The 14,672-nt window shown below is 67.8% G+C and carries 10 protein-coding genes; 5 read left to right on the forward strand and 5 right to left on the reverse strand.

Features of this window, described 5'->3' with window-relative positions; translation table 11 throughout:
* The first annotated feature begins 5 nt into the window (after nt 1-5).
* Nucleotides 6-1,469, forward strand: coding sequence for a DUF58 domain-containing protein (locus ACX5I6_RS18645; protein ID WP_461841433.1), 1,464 nt, complete (start codon nt 6-8; stop codon nt 1,467-1,469).
* Entirely contained in the window at nt 1,466-4,009 is a 2,544-nt protein-coding gene (locus tag ACX5I6_RS18650) for a transglutaminase TgpA family protein (protein ID WP_461841434.1), read from the forward strand. Before ACX5I6_RS18645 ends, ACX5I6_RS18650 begins: the two co-directional genes overlap by 4 nt.
* Before the next feature lie 61 nt (nt 4,010-4,070).
* Here ACX5I6_RS18650 and ACX5I6_RS18655 read toward each other — a convergent pair whose 3' ends face one another.
* Both ACX5I6_RS18655 and rsmI read right to left on the reverse strand, forming a co-directional pair.
* Nucleotides 4,071-5,570, reverse strand: a complete 1,500-nt coding sequence (locus ACX5I6_RS18655) for an NAD-dependent succinate-semialdehyde dehydrogenase (protein ID WP_461841435.1) — start codon at nt 5,568-5,570, stop codon at nt 4,071-4,073.
* Between the two features lie 183 nt (nt 5,571-5,753).
* Nucleotides 5,754-6,629: a 16S rRNA (cytidine(1402)-2'-O)-methyltransferase gene (rsmI, locus tag ACX5I6_RS18660; RefSeq protein WP_461841436.1), complete on the reverse strand. Its 876-nt coding sequence runs from the start codon at nt 6,627-6,629 to the stop codon at nt 5,754-5,756.
* A 45-nt stretch (nt 6,630-6,674) separates the two neighbouring features.
* Between rsmI and ACX5I6_RS18665 the strand changes: the two genes are divergently transcribed.
* Together ACX5I6_RS18665 and ACX5I6_RS18670 are read left to right on the forward strand one after the other, a co-directional pair.
* Nucleotides 6,675-8,399 carry a dolichyl-phosphate-mannose--protein mannosyltransferase gene (locus ACX5I6_RS18665; protein WP_461841437.1) on the forward strand — a complete coding sequence of 575 codons (1,725 nt, stop codon included), beginning with the start codon at nt 6,675-6,677 and terminating at the stop codon, nt 8,397-8,399.
* A 67-nt stretch (nt 8,400-8,466) separates the two neighbouring features.
* Nucleotides 8,467-10,296, forward strand: a complete 1,830-nt coding sequence (locus tag ACX5I6_RS18670) for an AMP-dependent synthetase/ligase (RefSeq protein ID WP_461841438.1) — start codon at nt 8,467-8,469, stop codon at nt 10,294-10,296.
* On the opposite strand, the gene ACX5I6_RS18675 is transcribed toward ACX5I6_RS18670, so the two are convergent.
* Nucleotides 10,287-11,402, reverse strand: coding sequence for a TIGR01906 family membrane protein (locus ACX5I6_RS18675; protein WP_461841439.1), 1,116 nt, complete (start codon nt 11,400-11,402; stop codon nt 10,287-10,289). The two genes, ACX5I6_RS18670 and ACX5I6_RS18675, sit on opposite strands and share 10 nt — an antisense overlap.
* Nucleotides 11,403-11,526: 124 nt before the next feature.
* Nucleotides 11,527-12,519, reverse strand: a complete 993-nt coding sequence (locus ACX5I6_RS18680; RefSeq protein ID WP_461841440.1) for a stage II sporulation protein M — start codon at nt 12,517-12,519, stop codon at nt 11,527-11,529.
* 86 nt (nt 12,520-12,605) lie between these two features.
* Between ACX5I6_RS18680 and ACX5I6_RS18685 the strand changes: the two genes are divergently transcribed.
* Nucleotides 12,606-13,406 (forward strand): RDD family protein, encoded by an 801-nt coding sequence (locus ACX5I6_RS18685; RefSeq protein ID WP_461841441.1) that lies wholly within the window; start codon nt 12,606-12,608, stop codon nt 13,404-13,406.
* Between the two features lies 1 nt (nt 13,407).
* Here the strand turns inward: ACX5I6_RS18685 and ACX5I6_RS18690 are convergent, their stop codons facing one another.
* Nucleotides 13,408-14,646 (reverse strand): L,D-transpeptidase, encoded by a 1,239-nt coding sequence (locus ACX5I6_RS18690; RefSeq protein ID WP_461841442.1) that lies wholly within the window; start codon nt 14,644-14,646, stop codon nt 13,408-13,410.
* Nucleotides 14,647-14,672: the final 26 nt, after the last annotated feature.

The following is a 14,672-nucleotide window of genomic DNA, read 5'->3' on the forward strand; positions in this document are numbered from 1 at the left end:
GGACCATGGCGTTCCTGGACAAGCTTCCCCGGCACCTGTTCACCAGGCGTGGCTGGGGCATGCTTGCCGCCGGGGCGTTCGCACTGGCCGCCGCGCAGGTCATGGGGCGCCGGGACCTGTTAACGCTGGCGCTGCTGCTGTTGGTGCTGCCGCTGGTGTCCCTGGCAGGAATCCGGCTGGTGAAACCGAAATTCCGGGTGTACCGCGAGTTCAATCCCTCACCCGTGGAAACATCCGCGCCAACCATCGTCCAATTGGCGGTGGGCAGGACGGGCCCGGGAACCGGCCAGGTGATCATGGAGGAGCGCCTGCCCCCGCACTTCGGCCAGGCGCCGGCTTTCCGGTTTCCTTCCCGTTCCGCAACTGGCGGCACCAGCCGCTACGAATACCACTTGACGTCCGGCTACCGCGGCTTGTTCCGGATCGGGCCGGTCACGGCGGAGTTCACCGACCCGTTCGGACTGTCGCTGCACCGCCAGGCCATCGACGACGGCGACATCCTCACCGTGACGCCGGCCGCCGTCGTGCTGCCTGCCACGGCGCTGGACGGAGCGCGGGGCAACGACGGCGTCACCGCCACGCGCACCCGCGCAAATCCGAGCGACGACGACGTCATGACCCGCGAATACCGGCACGGGGATCCCATGCGCCGGGTCCACTGGGCCGCCACGGCGAGGCACGGCGAGCTCATGGTCCGCCAGGAGGAATCCGTCACCACGCCGGAAGCCACCATCATCCTGGATCACCGTTCCGCTGCCTTCGGCGGCCCCTCCGGGATGACGATGCCAGGGCTGCCGGGGCGACACGGGCACGGACTGGCCACCAGCGAGACATTTGAATGGTCGGTCGTCGCCGCCATGTCCGTCAGCGCCCACTTGGCTGAACGCAACTACAGCCTCCGGATCCTCGATGCCGGCGGCAACCCGGCTTTCCTGCATTCACCGTCGTCCCCGGAACCTGGGGCCGACGAGTTCAGTGGCACCTCCGGGCTGCAGTCCATAGCCGAGAGCCTCGCCGCGGTCCATCTGTCCGGGCCATCCCACACTCGGCGGGACACTGCGGCCCGGGACGCCCAGGGCCGGAGCAGCCGGCGCCGGGCCGCCGGCGGAGGGCAGCCCCCGGGCGCGGACCAGGAGCCACCGGCCTTTGACGACCACCTGATGGACAAACTGGGCGCACACAGGATGCGCGGACCGTTGATCGCCGTGCTGGGAAGGATCAGTGCCGAGGAGGCGACGGCGTTGGCGCCGGCCGCAGCCTACGGAACCAACGCATTCGCCCTCCTGGCCGTGGACAAGCCGGCTGACTTCCACGGCGTGTTGGACGTGCTGCAGCAGAACGGCTGGCGCGCTGCCGCCGTGACGCCGCGTACCGCTCTGGCGGCGGCCTGGGGACAGTTCGACGAAGACCCTGCCGTGCCCGTGGCCCCTGCGTCCGAGGTCCGCCGTGGAGCAGGAGTAGCCACATGACAATGGCACCAGCCCGGCCTTCAGGCATCGGGAATGAAGCCCGCAACCAGCCCGAACCGCCGGCCCGGCGTCCGCAGGCCGGCGCTTATCCGTGGGCCATGGCGTTGGCGATTTCGGTGGCTGTCTGCGGAGCGGCCTTGTCTCTAAACGGCGTCCTTCGGGGCTGGAACTGGTTCTGGCCCGTCCTGACCACCGTGCTGACGGTCAGCGTGGCCCTGGCGGCCCTGCGTTCGGTCCGAGCCCAGCCCCTCCTGGTCACGGCAGGCGGATTCATCTCACTGGCTGCCGTCCTCACGCTGACGTTCTTCCGCGGCTCAAGTTTCCTGTGGGTTATTCCGACCGGCGCCACGCTCCCCGACCTTGACCGGTTGATGCGGCGGGCCAGCGAAACCGTCCTGTCGGAGACAGCGCCGGTGGCTCCCAACGCCGGAATCGTGATGGTGGTCTGTGCGGTGCTGGGCCTCGCCGTCATCCTGGTCGACGCCCTGGCCGTGCCCCTCCGCATGCCCGCCGCCTCAGGGGTTGGCCTGCTGGCGCTGCTGGTGGTTCCCGCCATGATCAAGCCCCAGAGCGTGGGCGTGTGGAGCTTCGCTGCCACGGCGGCCGGGTACCTGCTGATCCTGGCCTGCAGCCAGCGGTTTGCCCCGGACGGACAGCTCCAGTCCGGCGCGCCCCGCAGCCCCGGCCTGGCAAGGCGGGCAGCCCTGACCGGAGCCGCGGCCATGGTGGCCACCCTGCTGCTGCCCCTGGCGATTCCCGGTTTCGACCAAGGCACGTTCCCGCAGGGGTCCAGGCTCAACCCGTGGGGCGGCGCCACCGTTCTGAACCCGATGATCACGCTGGGCAGCAGCCTGCGCGCACCGGACGGGAGCGGTCGGATCACCTATGCCACGAATTCCCCCACGCCGCTCTACCTGCGTTCTGTCACCGTGGACAATTTCGACGGCGACTCGTGGGGTCCGGATGACCGCACCGCGTCCCGGGTCCCGCTGGACGGGCGGATCGATCCCGGTTACGCAGTCCTCGCGGACGAGCAGGTGCGCCTGGTCACCGCCGTCGACACCGGTTCCTTCACCAGCCCCTACCTGCCGGTCCCATATGCGCCCGAAACCATCCGGGGCCTCGGCGGCGAGTGGACCTGGGACCCCGCCACGCTCAGCATCAAGGGCACCGACACCACCACCCGGCGCCAGGAGTACGTCGTGACGTCGACCGAGCCAAAGCTTTCGGCCGCGCTCCTCGCCCAGGCGTCCGGCCCCGTCCGGGGAATCCCTGACGATTTCAGCCGGATTCCGGGAAATGTCCCGGACATCGTCAAGGCCACCGCCAAGACGGTGGCCGGCACTGCAGGGACGCCGTACCAGAAAGCGATGGCCCTCCAGAGATACCTGCGCTCGTCCGAGTTCACCTATTCCCTCCAGTCCCCGGTCCAGGGCGGCTATGACGGGAACGGGCTCTCTGTCCTGGCGGATTTCCTGCAGCAAAAGAGCGGATACTGCATCCACTACGCCTCCGCCATGGCCGTGATGGCGCGGCTGGAAGGAATCCCCAGCAGGATTGCCGTGGGATATGCCCCGGGCCGGTTGACCGGGGCGACCATAACCGTGGCCGGGCAGGGTGCGCTCCCGGAATACGAAGCGGACGCCCGTGACGCCCACGCGTGGCCCGAGCTGTACTTCCAGGGCCTGGGCTGGGTGCCGTTCGAACCTACGCCGTCGCGGGGCGTGGTCCCGGACTACGCCACCGACGCGCCGGTGCCCGCCGTCCCGGATACCCTGGGCAACAATGACGGCCTCGTCCCTGACGCTGCCCCGGCGCCCTCCGCCTCCCCAAGCGCGTCGGCCTTGCCGGTCCCCGGCGGGACGGGCGGCGGCGACGGCGATTCGGCCGGTGTGATGCCGTGGCTCCTTGGCACGGCATCGGTGCTGGGCGCCTTGCTCCTGGCGGCCGCACCGCACCTGGTCCGTTCCGGGACCAGGACGCGCCGGTTGAACCCGAGGTCCCCGAACCAGGCCGTCCCGTTGGCGTGGAACGAACTGACGGACCTTGGCATCGATTACGGCGTTCGAGCCGCACCCAGCGAGACTCCAAGGGCGTATTCCGCCAGGTTCCGGCAAGCGCTGCTCGGTGAACCCGGCGGCCTGGACCAGGAAGCGCACCAGGCCGTGGCGCTTCTGACGTCCGCCTTCGAGCAGCATAGGTATGGCCGGCCGGACAACAGCTCCCCGGCAACCAGCCGGCCGGGTCAGCCTGCCGGCCAGGACATGCGGGCCGGGGTCACCGCACTCGCGGCCTCGCTCCGGCAGAACGCCACCCTGCCGCGCCGCCTGCGGGCGGAGTGGCTTCCGCCGTCCGTCATCCGCCGCTTGGGCCTGCTGCTGGGCCTGCCGTTCCGGGCAGCCGGCAGCGGCATCCGGAAAGCCGCCCAGACGGCTGCCCATTTCCGAAAGAGCCGTCCCGCCGCAACGTCCGGAGCCCCGGTGGCGGGGCGTCCGGAAGCTGCGGCGGACGACGGCGGGCGCGGGACGGGCAGGGGCTGAACGCAAAAGTGCCGGCCGGGAAGGATCCCGGCCGGCACGTGCGGAATTGGAACCGCCGAAGCTATCCCGCGTAGGGGTCGGCGATGCCGATGTACTGGGTGTAGAGGTATTCCTCGATGCCTTCGAGTCCGCCTTCGCGTCCCAGGCCGGACTGCTTGACGCCGCCGAACGGCGCGGCGGCGTTGGAGATCACGCCGGCGTTCAGGCCGAGCATGCCGGTCTCGAGCCGCTCACCCATCCGGAGGCCGCGGTTGAGGTCCTTGGTGAAGACGTACGCCACCAGTCCGTATTCGGTGTTGTTGGCCAGCCGCACGGCTTCGTCCTCGGTGGAGAAGGTGATGATCGGGGCGACGGGCCCGAAGATCTCCTCCGAGAGGATGCGGGTGCCTTCGGAGACGCCGGACAGGATGGTGGGCTGGTAGAAGTAGCCCGGGCCCTCCACCGGTGCGCCGCCCAGGACCGCCTTCGCGCCGGAGGCGACGGCGTCGGAGACCAGTTCGTGGACCTTGTCCCGGCTCTTGGCATCGATCAGCGGGCCCACCTTGGACTCGGGTTCGGTGCCGCGGGCGGTGGTCATGTCCTTCATCTTGGCCGCGAACTTCTCCGCGAATTCGGCGGCCACGGATTCGTGCACGATGAACCGGTTGGCTGCGGTGCAGGCCTCACCCATGTTGCGCAGCTTGGCCAGCATCGCACCGGTGACGGCGGCGTCCATGTCGGCGTCCTCGAAAACCAGGAACGGGGCGTTGCCACCCAGTTCCATGGAGGTGCGCAGCACGGTTCCGGAGGCATCGGAGAGCAGGCGGCGGCCCACCTCGGTGGAACCGGTGAAGGAGAGCTTGCGCAGCCGGGAGTCCTTGATCAGGGCCCCGGTGGTCTCTCCGGCAGTGGAGGTGGGGATGAGGTTCAGGACCCCGGCGGGCAGGCCGGCCTCCTGCATGACGGCGGCGAACAGCTGGGACGTCAGCGGCGTCAGGTTGGCGGACTTCAGCACCATGGTGCAGCCTGCGGCAACCGCCGGGGCGATCTTGCGCGTGGCCATGGCCAGCGGGAAGTTCCACGGCGTGATCAGCAGGCAGGGGCCCACCGGCTTCTTGGTCACCAGCAGCCGGGACTTGCCGTCCGGGGAGACCGAGTACCGGCCGAAGGCCCGGACGGCTTCCTCGGAGAACCACCGCAGGAACTCGGCTCCGTAGGTAACTTCGCCGCGGGCTTCTGCCAGCGGCTTGCCCATTTCCAGGGTCATCAGCAGCGCAAAGTCCTCGGCCCGTTCGGTGACCAGCTCGAACGCGCGGCGGAGGATTTCACCGCGCTCACGCGGGGGCACCTTGGCCCAGGATTCCTGGGCAGCAGCGGCAGCGTCCAGGGCCGCGGCGGCATCGTCCGCGCCGGCGTCGGCAATGCTCAGCAGTACCTTGCCGGTGGCGGGATCCTCGACGTCGAACGTCTTGCCTGAGGCGGCGTCGCGCCACTCACCGTTGATAAGCAGCCCGGTGGGAACGGAGGCCAAAAGCCGGGTTTCGCGCTCGGCGGTAACGGCCGGCTGTGCAGTGACAGTCACGATGACTCCCTCGTCAGTAGGGTTTCTGGCAGCCCTGCGCCGCGGCCGGAGTGACCGGGATCATTGGGCTGATTAACAGCCAGACTACTGCGGGCCCCTCCCCCGGTCTACGCCGTTGCGCACTGCCACATTAGCCCTACGCTGTGCATCTGCACAGATTCGAAGGCGTTCCGGGAGAGGCCGCTACCGGGCTGCGAGAACGGCCGAGTAGAGCTCCCGCTTGCTGACCCGGACGTCCTCGGCCACGGCCGCAACCGCTTCCTTCAACCGGATACCCTGGGCCACCAGCTCGTCGACGGCGGCCACATGGTCCTCCGGCTTGCCCGCGGCCTGTTCCGGAGCCCCGCCGAGGACAACAGCGATCTCGCCGCGGACCTCGTTGTCTTCGGCCCACTGGAGCAAATCACCGGTGGTTCCGCGGATCACTTCCTCGTACGTCTTGGTCAGTTCCCGGCACACGGCGATGGGCCGGTCCGGGCCGAACCGCTCGCGCAGCGCCCGGAGCATCGCTTCGAGGCGGTGCGGGGCTTCGAAGAACACCATGGTGCGGCGTTCCGCGGCGAGGTCGGCCAGGCGCGATGCCCGCTCTCCGGCCTTACGCGGGAGGAACCCTTCAAAGCAGAACCTGTCCGTAGGCAGGCCGGATAACGCCAGTGCCGTAAGGACCGCGGACGGACCGGGGACGGCGGTGACCGGAAGCCCGGCCGCGATGGCGCCCTCCACCAGCCGGAAGCCGGGGTCCGAGACGGCCGGCATGCCTGCGTCGGTCACCATGACCAGCGTGCTGCCGGCCCGCACCTGGTCAAGGAGCTCTGCCGTCCTGGTCGCCTCATTGTGTTCGTGGTAGCTGATAACCCGGCCGGACACTTCCACGCCCAGGCTCTGGACCAGGCGGTGCAAGCGCCGGGTGTCCTCTGCCGCCACGATGTCGGCGGTACCCAGCAGTTCCACGAGCCGGGCAGAGGCATCACCGGTATTCCCGATCGGGGTGGCGGCCAGGACGATCCGTCCCGTCGTCAACGGCACTGGATCAGGAAGGGGGCTGGGGTTCGGGTCCACCCGTCAAGCCTACTGCCGCCGGGTCTTCCAGCCGCAAAAGGTAGCATGGGGCTCGTGACGCAGACCTCGACGCGGCCGGCCGGCGCCGGTGAACCCACCCCGCCGCCTTCCCCGGCCGGAGCCGCTGCAACGGCTGCCGGGCGCGGAGAACACACCCATCGATGGGTCAGCCGGCCGGAGGAGGCGTTCACCGTCCAGGCCCTGACGGCACGGCTTCTGGGCGCACACACATCCTGGCGGGACCACCCGATATCCCTGCGACTGTGGTTCATCCTGGTTCCGGTCCTGACGGCGCTTATCGGCGGGGTCCTCCGGTTTGTGCGGCTCGAGGTACCGCACAAGCTGGTCTTCGACGAGACCTACTACGTCAAGGACGCGTACTCCTACCTGATCAGCGGCTACGAGCGCAGCTGGCCGGACAAAGCCAACGACTCGTTCAACACCGGCAATCCGGACGTCCTGCTGAATACACCCGAATATGTGGTCCACCCGCCAGTGGGCAAGTGGATGATCGCGGCAGGGATGTGGCTCTTCGGGCCGGAGAATCCGTTCGGCTGGCGCTTCGCCGCCGCGCTCACGGGGACCCTCACGGTACTGCTCGTTTCGCTGATCGCCCTGAAACTGTTCCGTTCCCTTCCGCTGGCGGGCGCGGCGGGGCTGCTCCTCGCCGTCGACGGCCACCACCTCGTCATGTCCCGCACGTCGCTGCTGGACGTCTTCCTGGCGTTCTGGATCCTTGCAGCATTCGGCGCCCTGCTCATGGACCGGGACGACGGCCGCCGCCGGCTGGCGGCACGGCTGGCGCGGATTGCCGCCGCGCACGGCGGGCAGCCGCCGGGCGGGGCGCTGCTGGCCGGGCCATGGCTTGGCGTCCGCTGGTGGCGGATCGCCGCCGGTATCTGCCTTGGCCTGGCCGTGGGCACCAAGTGGTCCGGCCTCTTCTTCCTCGCCGGATTCGGCATCCTCACGGTGCTGTGGGACCTTAACGCGCGTCGGGTCGCGGGTATTCGGGGCTGGATCAGTGGCGGTGTCATCCGGGACGGCCTTCCGGCCTTCGGCGGGTTGGTGCCCGTGGCCGGCATCGTCTATTCGGCCACATGGACCGGCTGGTTCCTCTCGGACAACGCCTACTTCCGCCATTGGGCCGAGAGCAACCCTTCCACCGAATGGGGCTGGCTGCCGGACTCCGTCAGGTCCCTCATCCACTACCACCTGGAAGCCTACAAATTCCATCAGGGCCTGAGCTCCGAGCACCCGTACCAGGCGAGTCCCTGGAGCTGGCTGGTGATGGGACGGCCGACGTCGTTCTTCTACGAATCCCCGCCGCAGGGCACCCCGGGCTGCAACGTGGAAAAGTGCACCACCGCCATCCTGTCCGTGGGAAACCCCCTGATCTGGTGGGCGGCGGCCATCTCGCTGGTGGTCCTGCTGTTCTGGTGGGCAGGCCGCCGGGACTGGCGCGCGGGCGCAGTGCTGGCGGGCGTGGCGGCCGGCTACCTGCCGTGGTTCATGTACCCCGAGCGCACCATGTTCTATTTCTACGCGGTGTCCTTTGAGCCGTTCCTGATCCTTGCCCTGGCGTATTGCCTGGGTTTGGTGCTGGGCCGCGCCACGGACCCGCCCTGGCGGCGGCGCTCCGGCCTGTACCTGGTGGCACTGTACCTGGCCGCCGCAGTCCTGCTGTCGGCATTCTTCTACCCGATTTGGACCGCCGAGGTCATCCCCTATGTCGACTGGAAAGTCCGGATGTGGATGCCGTCCTGGATCTAGGGCAGGATGGCAATAGAGACCTGTTAGAGCCGCCGCCGCGGCGTGGCAGCGGAAACGGAGACCTGCTGTGAGAGAAGCGAGCACGGAACTGCTGGTAGAGCTTGATGCCAACAGCAACGTGACTGACCTGCTGCTGGAGCAGCATGCCGCCAACCCCGCCCACGCGCTGTACCGGCGCAAGGGCCCAAACGGTTGGGTGGATGTTTCCGCGCAGAAGTTCCTCCAGGACGTCAGCGCCCTGGCCAAGGGGCTCATCGCCGGCGGCCTTGAACCCGGCGACACGGTGGCGGTGATGTCCCGCACCTCCTTCGAGTGGACCCTGGTGGACTTCGCCATCTGGTTCGCCGGCGGCGTTACGGTGCCGATCTACGAAACGTCATCCGCCAGCCAGGTGGAGTGGATCATCCAGGACGCGGGAGTCCGCCGCGTGTTCGCCGGCGACCATGCGACGGTACAGCTGGTGGCGGCCGTCCTGGCAGATTCGGACGCGCTCAGGGACCGCCTGGTCAACGTGGTGCGGATGGATTACGACGGCGAGGCCCCGGACCTTGCCAGCCTTGCCGCGGCCGGCGCCGGAGTCAGCGACGCCGAGCTGGAACGGCAGCGCAGCCACGCCGGCCTGGCCGACCTCGCGTCCCTGGTCTACACGTCGGGCACCACCGGCAAGCCCAAGGGATGCGAGATCACGCACGGGAACTTCGCGCTGGTGGCCAAGAACATCGTTGCTTTCCTGCCGGAAATCCTGCAGAAGGGCCAGCCCCGCACACTGATGTTCCTTCCGTTGGCCCATGTGCTGGCCCGGGCCGTGCAGGTGGTGTGCCTCACCGCGGGGGCCACCCTGGGGCACACCCCGGGCGCGGCACAGCTGCTGGAGGACCTGGGTTCGTTCCGGCCAACGTTCCTTTTGGTGGTGCCGCGGATCTTCGAGAAGGTTCGGGCAACGGCGGCACATAAGGCAGCGGTGGCGGGCAAGGGCCGGCTTTTCGAGGCGGCCTCGAACGCAGCGATCGAATACTCAAGGGAGCAAGACCGGCAGAGCCGGGGCGAGGGACCAGGCCCTGGCCTGCTCAACCGCGTGCGGCACGGACTGTTCGACCGGCTGGTCTATCCCCGGCTGCGGCAGGCGCTGGGCGGCGAGGTGGGATACACGGTGTCCGGGGCCAGTCCGCTTGCTTTGGAGGACGCGCACTTTTTCCGGGGCGTGGGCATTCCCGTCCTGGAAGGCTACGGGCTGACCGAAACCACGGCCCCGTGCACGGCCAATACGCCGACCCGCACCAAGGTGGGAACAGTGGGGATCCCCATTCCGGGTACCACCATCCGGGTGGCCGAAGACGGAGAGATCCTGGTCAAGGGAATTGGCGTGTTCCGTGGCTATCACGCAAACCCGGCCGCGAACGCCGAAGCGTTCGTGGATGGTTTCTTCCGGACCGGAGACCTTGGGGTGCTGGACAGGGACGGTTTCCTCACCGTCACCGGCCGGAAAAAGGATCTGCTGGTCACCGCCGGCGGCAAGAACGTGGCGCCTGGACCGCTGGAAGAGAAGATCCGGACCCACCAGCTGGTGGGACATGCGGTGCTGGTGGGAGATGGGAAGCCGTTCGTGTCCGCTTTGCTTACCCTTGACCCGGAAGGCGTGGCCAACTGGCGGGAGGAGCGTGGCCTTCCGCCGCTCCCCCTCAGCGAGGCCATCAGCGATCCCCAGATCCTCGCCGCCCTCCAGGAAGCGGTGGACCTGGCCAACCAGCTGGTGTCCAAAGCCGAGTCAGTGCGCACCTTTACGCTGCTCAACACCGAATTCAGCGTGGAGTCCGGGCATCTCACGCCGTCACTGAAACTGAAGCGGGCCACCGTGGTTCAGGAATACCAGGCGGAAATCGCCAAGATCTACGGCTGATCCGCCGGCGCAGGCTCCGCGGCGGCGTCTGTGTCTTCCCGGACAATACCGCGACGGCGACGCGTGGGCCACGTCAGCACCAGCGTGATGATGGATGCCAGGAGCACCATGCCGCCGATGCCGATGCCGGCGTCGATCCAGAACTGGCTCGGGAACAGCCGGATCAGGGTGTCGTCCAGGCTGAAGGTCCAGGACCCGTCGGCAAAGAAGATCCGGTGGAATTCGGTGAAGAACTGCTGCCAGCCCAAGGCCGCCAGCGTGCCCAAGCCCAGGATCAGCACGAGGGTAATGAGCGAACCGGCGAAGAGGGCGCGCCGGATTCCGCCGGTGCTGCGCCTGCGAAGGTACACGAGGGCGATCAGGGCCAGGATGAGCAGCGCGGTGCCGGCGCCGAAGGTGGAAAGGATGACCACCTTCACATCAGCCATGTGGCTGACTTCGCCGTCCTTGAAGAGCTTTTCGCCGCCGCGCTGCACCAGGTCTCCCAGGTACCGCGGGCCGGCCCAGTTGCTCAGGTAGTCAACGGCGTAGGAGCCGTAGGTCATCCTGTCGTCAGTGCTGAAGCCGTATCCGTCGCCGGGGAAACCGGGACGGTTGTATTCCACCCACAGGAAGAGCGGGCTGGTCACGGCCCGGACGGCCAGGATGAGGAGGATGAAGGGGTAGATGATGGCCAGCAGGACCTGCATGACGCGGGGGGCAACCGGTTTGGCGTTCGCGGCGCTTTCGCGCTGGGCGTTGCGGCGCTCCACCTCTGCCTCGGGCGGCCGGACGTGCAGGGCGGAGGTGGGAAGCGGTTCCTTGAAGACCTGGCCGGCGGTGCCGCGCGGCTCATCGACGGAGGTCCCGGCGGCCGCATTCGAGGACCCGTCGGCCGCAGATCCCGTGGCCGAGGAGCTCACGGCGGATTCCGCCGCCCGGCGGCCCGCCCTGCTGTCCGCCTGCGGTGGTTTGGTTTCCTGTGCAGCTTCTTCCCGGCCGGATTTCTTGCCGCCGGCAGGTGTCAGCCAGGAAAACGCGGGCTCGTCGGAATCCCCGGAGGTGTCCAGGATCGGCTCCGGCTGCGGCGCTTCGCTTTTGGCGCGGGCCGGTGTTTCGTCGTTCACAGCAGCGTCACTTCCGTCAGGTTCCGCACCGGTCCAAGTCTGCCGGCGCGCTTCATTCTGCCCTCGAGCCTACCGTCCGAAACTTCTGCTGGGCGAGGAACCACCCCGGGTGGATTACAACGATTCAGGCAGCGATTTCCGTGTAACCGGCGTCTTCGCTGCGAAGGTCACCGCGTTCCCCTGCCAAAAAGGCCCGGCGGCCCCACACCAGGACATAGACCCAGTACGCAGCCAGAACCGCCGCGCCGATGCCAATCCTGGCCCAGGCCGGCAGCGGGCTAGGCGTCACAAAACCTTCCACGAGGCCGGAGACGAACAGCACCAGGACCAACCCCAGGGCCACCGTTACCAGCGACCTGCCCTCTTCGGCCACGGCGCGGCTCCTGGTCCGCGGACCCGGTGAGACCAGTGCCCAAAAGATGCGCAGGCCGGCGGCCGCGGCCACGAAGACGGCGGTGAGCTCCATCAGGCCGTGCGGCAGGATGTAACTGAAGAAGACATCGGATTTGCCGGCCGACGCGAAGATCCCGGCCGCAATCCCCACGCCCTGGGCGTTGTTGAACAGGATCATCGGCACCCAGACGCCGGTAATTCCGAGGGCCACCGCCTGTGCGCAGATCCAGGCGTTGTTGGTCCACACGGCACCGGCGAAGGATGCTGCCGGATTTTCCGAGTAATAGTTGATGAAGTCCTGATCGACATACTGCGCAGCGGCGGATTCGGATGCCACCGCACGGAGGGCATCCGGGGACGTTCCGATCCATGCCGCGTAGGTGGCGGCGACAAGGACGAATACTGCCCCGCAGGATACCGTGAGCCACCTCAGGCGGTACAGCGCGGCCGGCAGGGCCGCCACAAAGAACCGTGCCAGGTCCGCCATCGCGTTGGACCGGGCACCGGTGAAGCGGGTCCGGGCCAGGGCGAGCGCGGCGGAGAGGGAGGCGGACAATGCACTCTCCGGCGCAATGGAACGGACCAGTGACAGGTGTCCGGACACGGATTGGTAGAGGGCCAGCAGTTCATCGGCCTCGGCACCCGTGAGCCTGCGTTTGGCAGCGAGCTCCTTCAGCCGCGACCACTTGTCCGCATTCACTGCGGAGAAGGCGTCCATATCCACGGCTACAGCCTAGCGCCCGGCATTAGACTTTGACCGTCCATAACGTGCGGTCGTCCGCATCCCCAGCTGCGAAGGGCAGGGACGCAGTGAGTCCGATCATCACCGGCGAGGCAGTCGTCCTCGAACTTCGGCCGGCCACCTTCGCCGCCCGCGCTCTGGGCCTGGCCATCGACGTCGTCTTCCACGTGGTCCTGCTGGTGGGATTCATGTTTGGCCTGGCCGCCGCCGGCCGGGGCTTGGATGAGGCCGCCGCGCGTGCGCTGGCCCTGGCCGCCGCGGTGTTCTGCCTCGTCGTTGTTCCGGTGGGGGTTGAGACCCTGAGCAGGGGCAGATCACTGGGCAAGTTGGCCACCGGCCTCCGGGTTGTCCGCGAGGACGGCGGCAGTATCAGGTTCCGGCACGCGCTGATCCGGGGACTGACGGGATTCCTCGAAATCTACCTGACCTTCGGCGGCCTGGCATGTGCCGTGGCGCTCTTCAACGACAAATCCCGCCGCCTGGGCGATATGTTGGCCGGCACCTACGCGGTCCGCAGCCGGGTGCCTGCCGACGAGGCAATCCGCGTGTTCGTGCCGCCCCACCTGCAGCCCTGGGCAGCGGCCGCGGACATCGGCCGGATTCCGGACGCCACGGCCCGCAGGGCAGCGCAGTTCATTCGCCAGGCCGGCCGGATGGCGCCGCAGTCCAGGGCGCAGATGGCGGTGGCGATCGCCTCTGAACTATCGGCGCACGTATCCCCCGCGCCGCCCCCGGGGACCGGCCCTGACCACTTCCTGGCCGCCGTCGTCGCCGAGCGCCGGAACCGGGAGTTCACCAGGCTTTCTGAATCGCGCCGCCGGAATTCGGCGGTGGGTCAACGGCTCCAGCGGCTGCCGTTCAACGGCTGACTCAGTTGGCGTACTCGTTCCACGGGATGTTCCAGTCCCCGTAGCCGTCAGTGTTGGCCGCGTAGTCGCCCTCGGTGTTGATGATCTGGACCACGTCTCCGGTTCCCATGTTGTCGAACACCCAGGCTGCGCCGTCGGGCAGGAATCCGATGCAGCCGTGGGAGACGTTGGTGTTCCCGATGTAGGGGTAGGCGGATTCGAGTGCCTGGTGGATGTAGGCGCCGCTCAGGGTGAGGCGGATGGTGTATTCGACGTCGGCTTCACCGTAGTAGGCGGGGTCACCGGGTTTCAGTCCGATGGTGGCGGCCCGGAAATGGTCAAACCTGTTCTTCTCCATCAGCACCGCGTACCCCTTGGCCGAGGGGAACCGCTTGTCCCCCATGCTGACAGGCAGGGTCTTGACCGGCTGGTCGTTGACGCTGAGCGTGAACGTGTGCGCGGTGGCATCCGCGACCGCCACCTTCTTGTCTCCGATCGAGACGTTGACCTTCTTGTTGAAATTCGCGATCTGGCCGTTGCCCAGGTCGACACCAAAGAGCTGCATGTCCATGGTGATGGTGGAATTGGCTGCCCAGAAGTTTTCCGGCCGGTACCGGACCATGGTGTCGCTGTACCAGTGGAACGCACCACTTTGGCCTGCCGTCGTGGTGACCTTGATGGCCTTTTCGACGGCGGCGCGATTGACTACCGGCTCGCTGAAGATGATCTGCAAGGGCTGCCCCACGCCCACCTTCATGCCGTTGAGCGGATAGATGGCGGCATCCGCTTCATGCGAGCTGGACACTGTGTTGAAGGCCTGGGTGGTGCTGGTTTCGCGTCCGGCCGAGTCCTTGACCACGTACGTGTAGCTGTAGTCCGTGTTGAACTCCAAGGGGCCGGTGGCGGACCATGCCGTCCCGTTGGGGTCGATGCTGCCTTCGACGATCTTCCCGGCGGTACTGGTAAGGGTGACGCGCTGGATGGTCCCGTTGGCCACTTTCAGGGAAACCGGGGCCGCGGGGTTGACCTGCTTGGCGCCGTTGGCCGGCGATGCATCCAGTGTCACCGGGGGCACCACGGGGGAAGCGATTCCGGGGGACGTCCGCAGTGCGGAGGCAGCTTCGGATTCGAGCGGACCCCCGGCAAGGCCCGGTGCGACGGCGGCGAAAACCCCACCCACGGCAGCCAGGACACACACGGCTGCTACAGCGAGAATCTTCTTTACGCTCCCCCGGCGGCGGGGCTTTTCCTCAGGCTCCATAGTGTCGATCCTACGTGCAGAAAATA

Source organism: Arthrobacter sp. MMS24-T111 (genome assembly GCF_054888995.1).

Coding starts and splice junctions, on each gene's coding strand:
- ACX5I6_RS18645 (WP_461841433.1), top strand. CDS start 6: ATGGCGTTCCTGGACAAGCTTCCCCGGCACCTGTTCACCAGGCGTGGC.
- ACX5I6_RS18650 (WP_461841434.1), top strand. CDS start 1,466: ATGACAATGGCACCAGCCCGGCCTTCAGGCATCGGGAATGAAGCCCGC.
- ACX5I6_RS18665 (WP_461841437.1), top strand. CDS start 6,675: ATGGGGCTCGTGACGCAGACCTCGACGCGGCCGGCCGGCGCCGGTGAA.
- ACX5I6_RS18690 (WP_461841442.1), bottom strand. CDS start 14,646: ATGGAGCCTGAGGAAAAGCCCCGCCGCCGGGGGAGCGTAAAGAAGATT.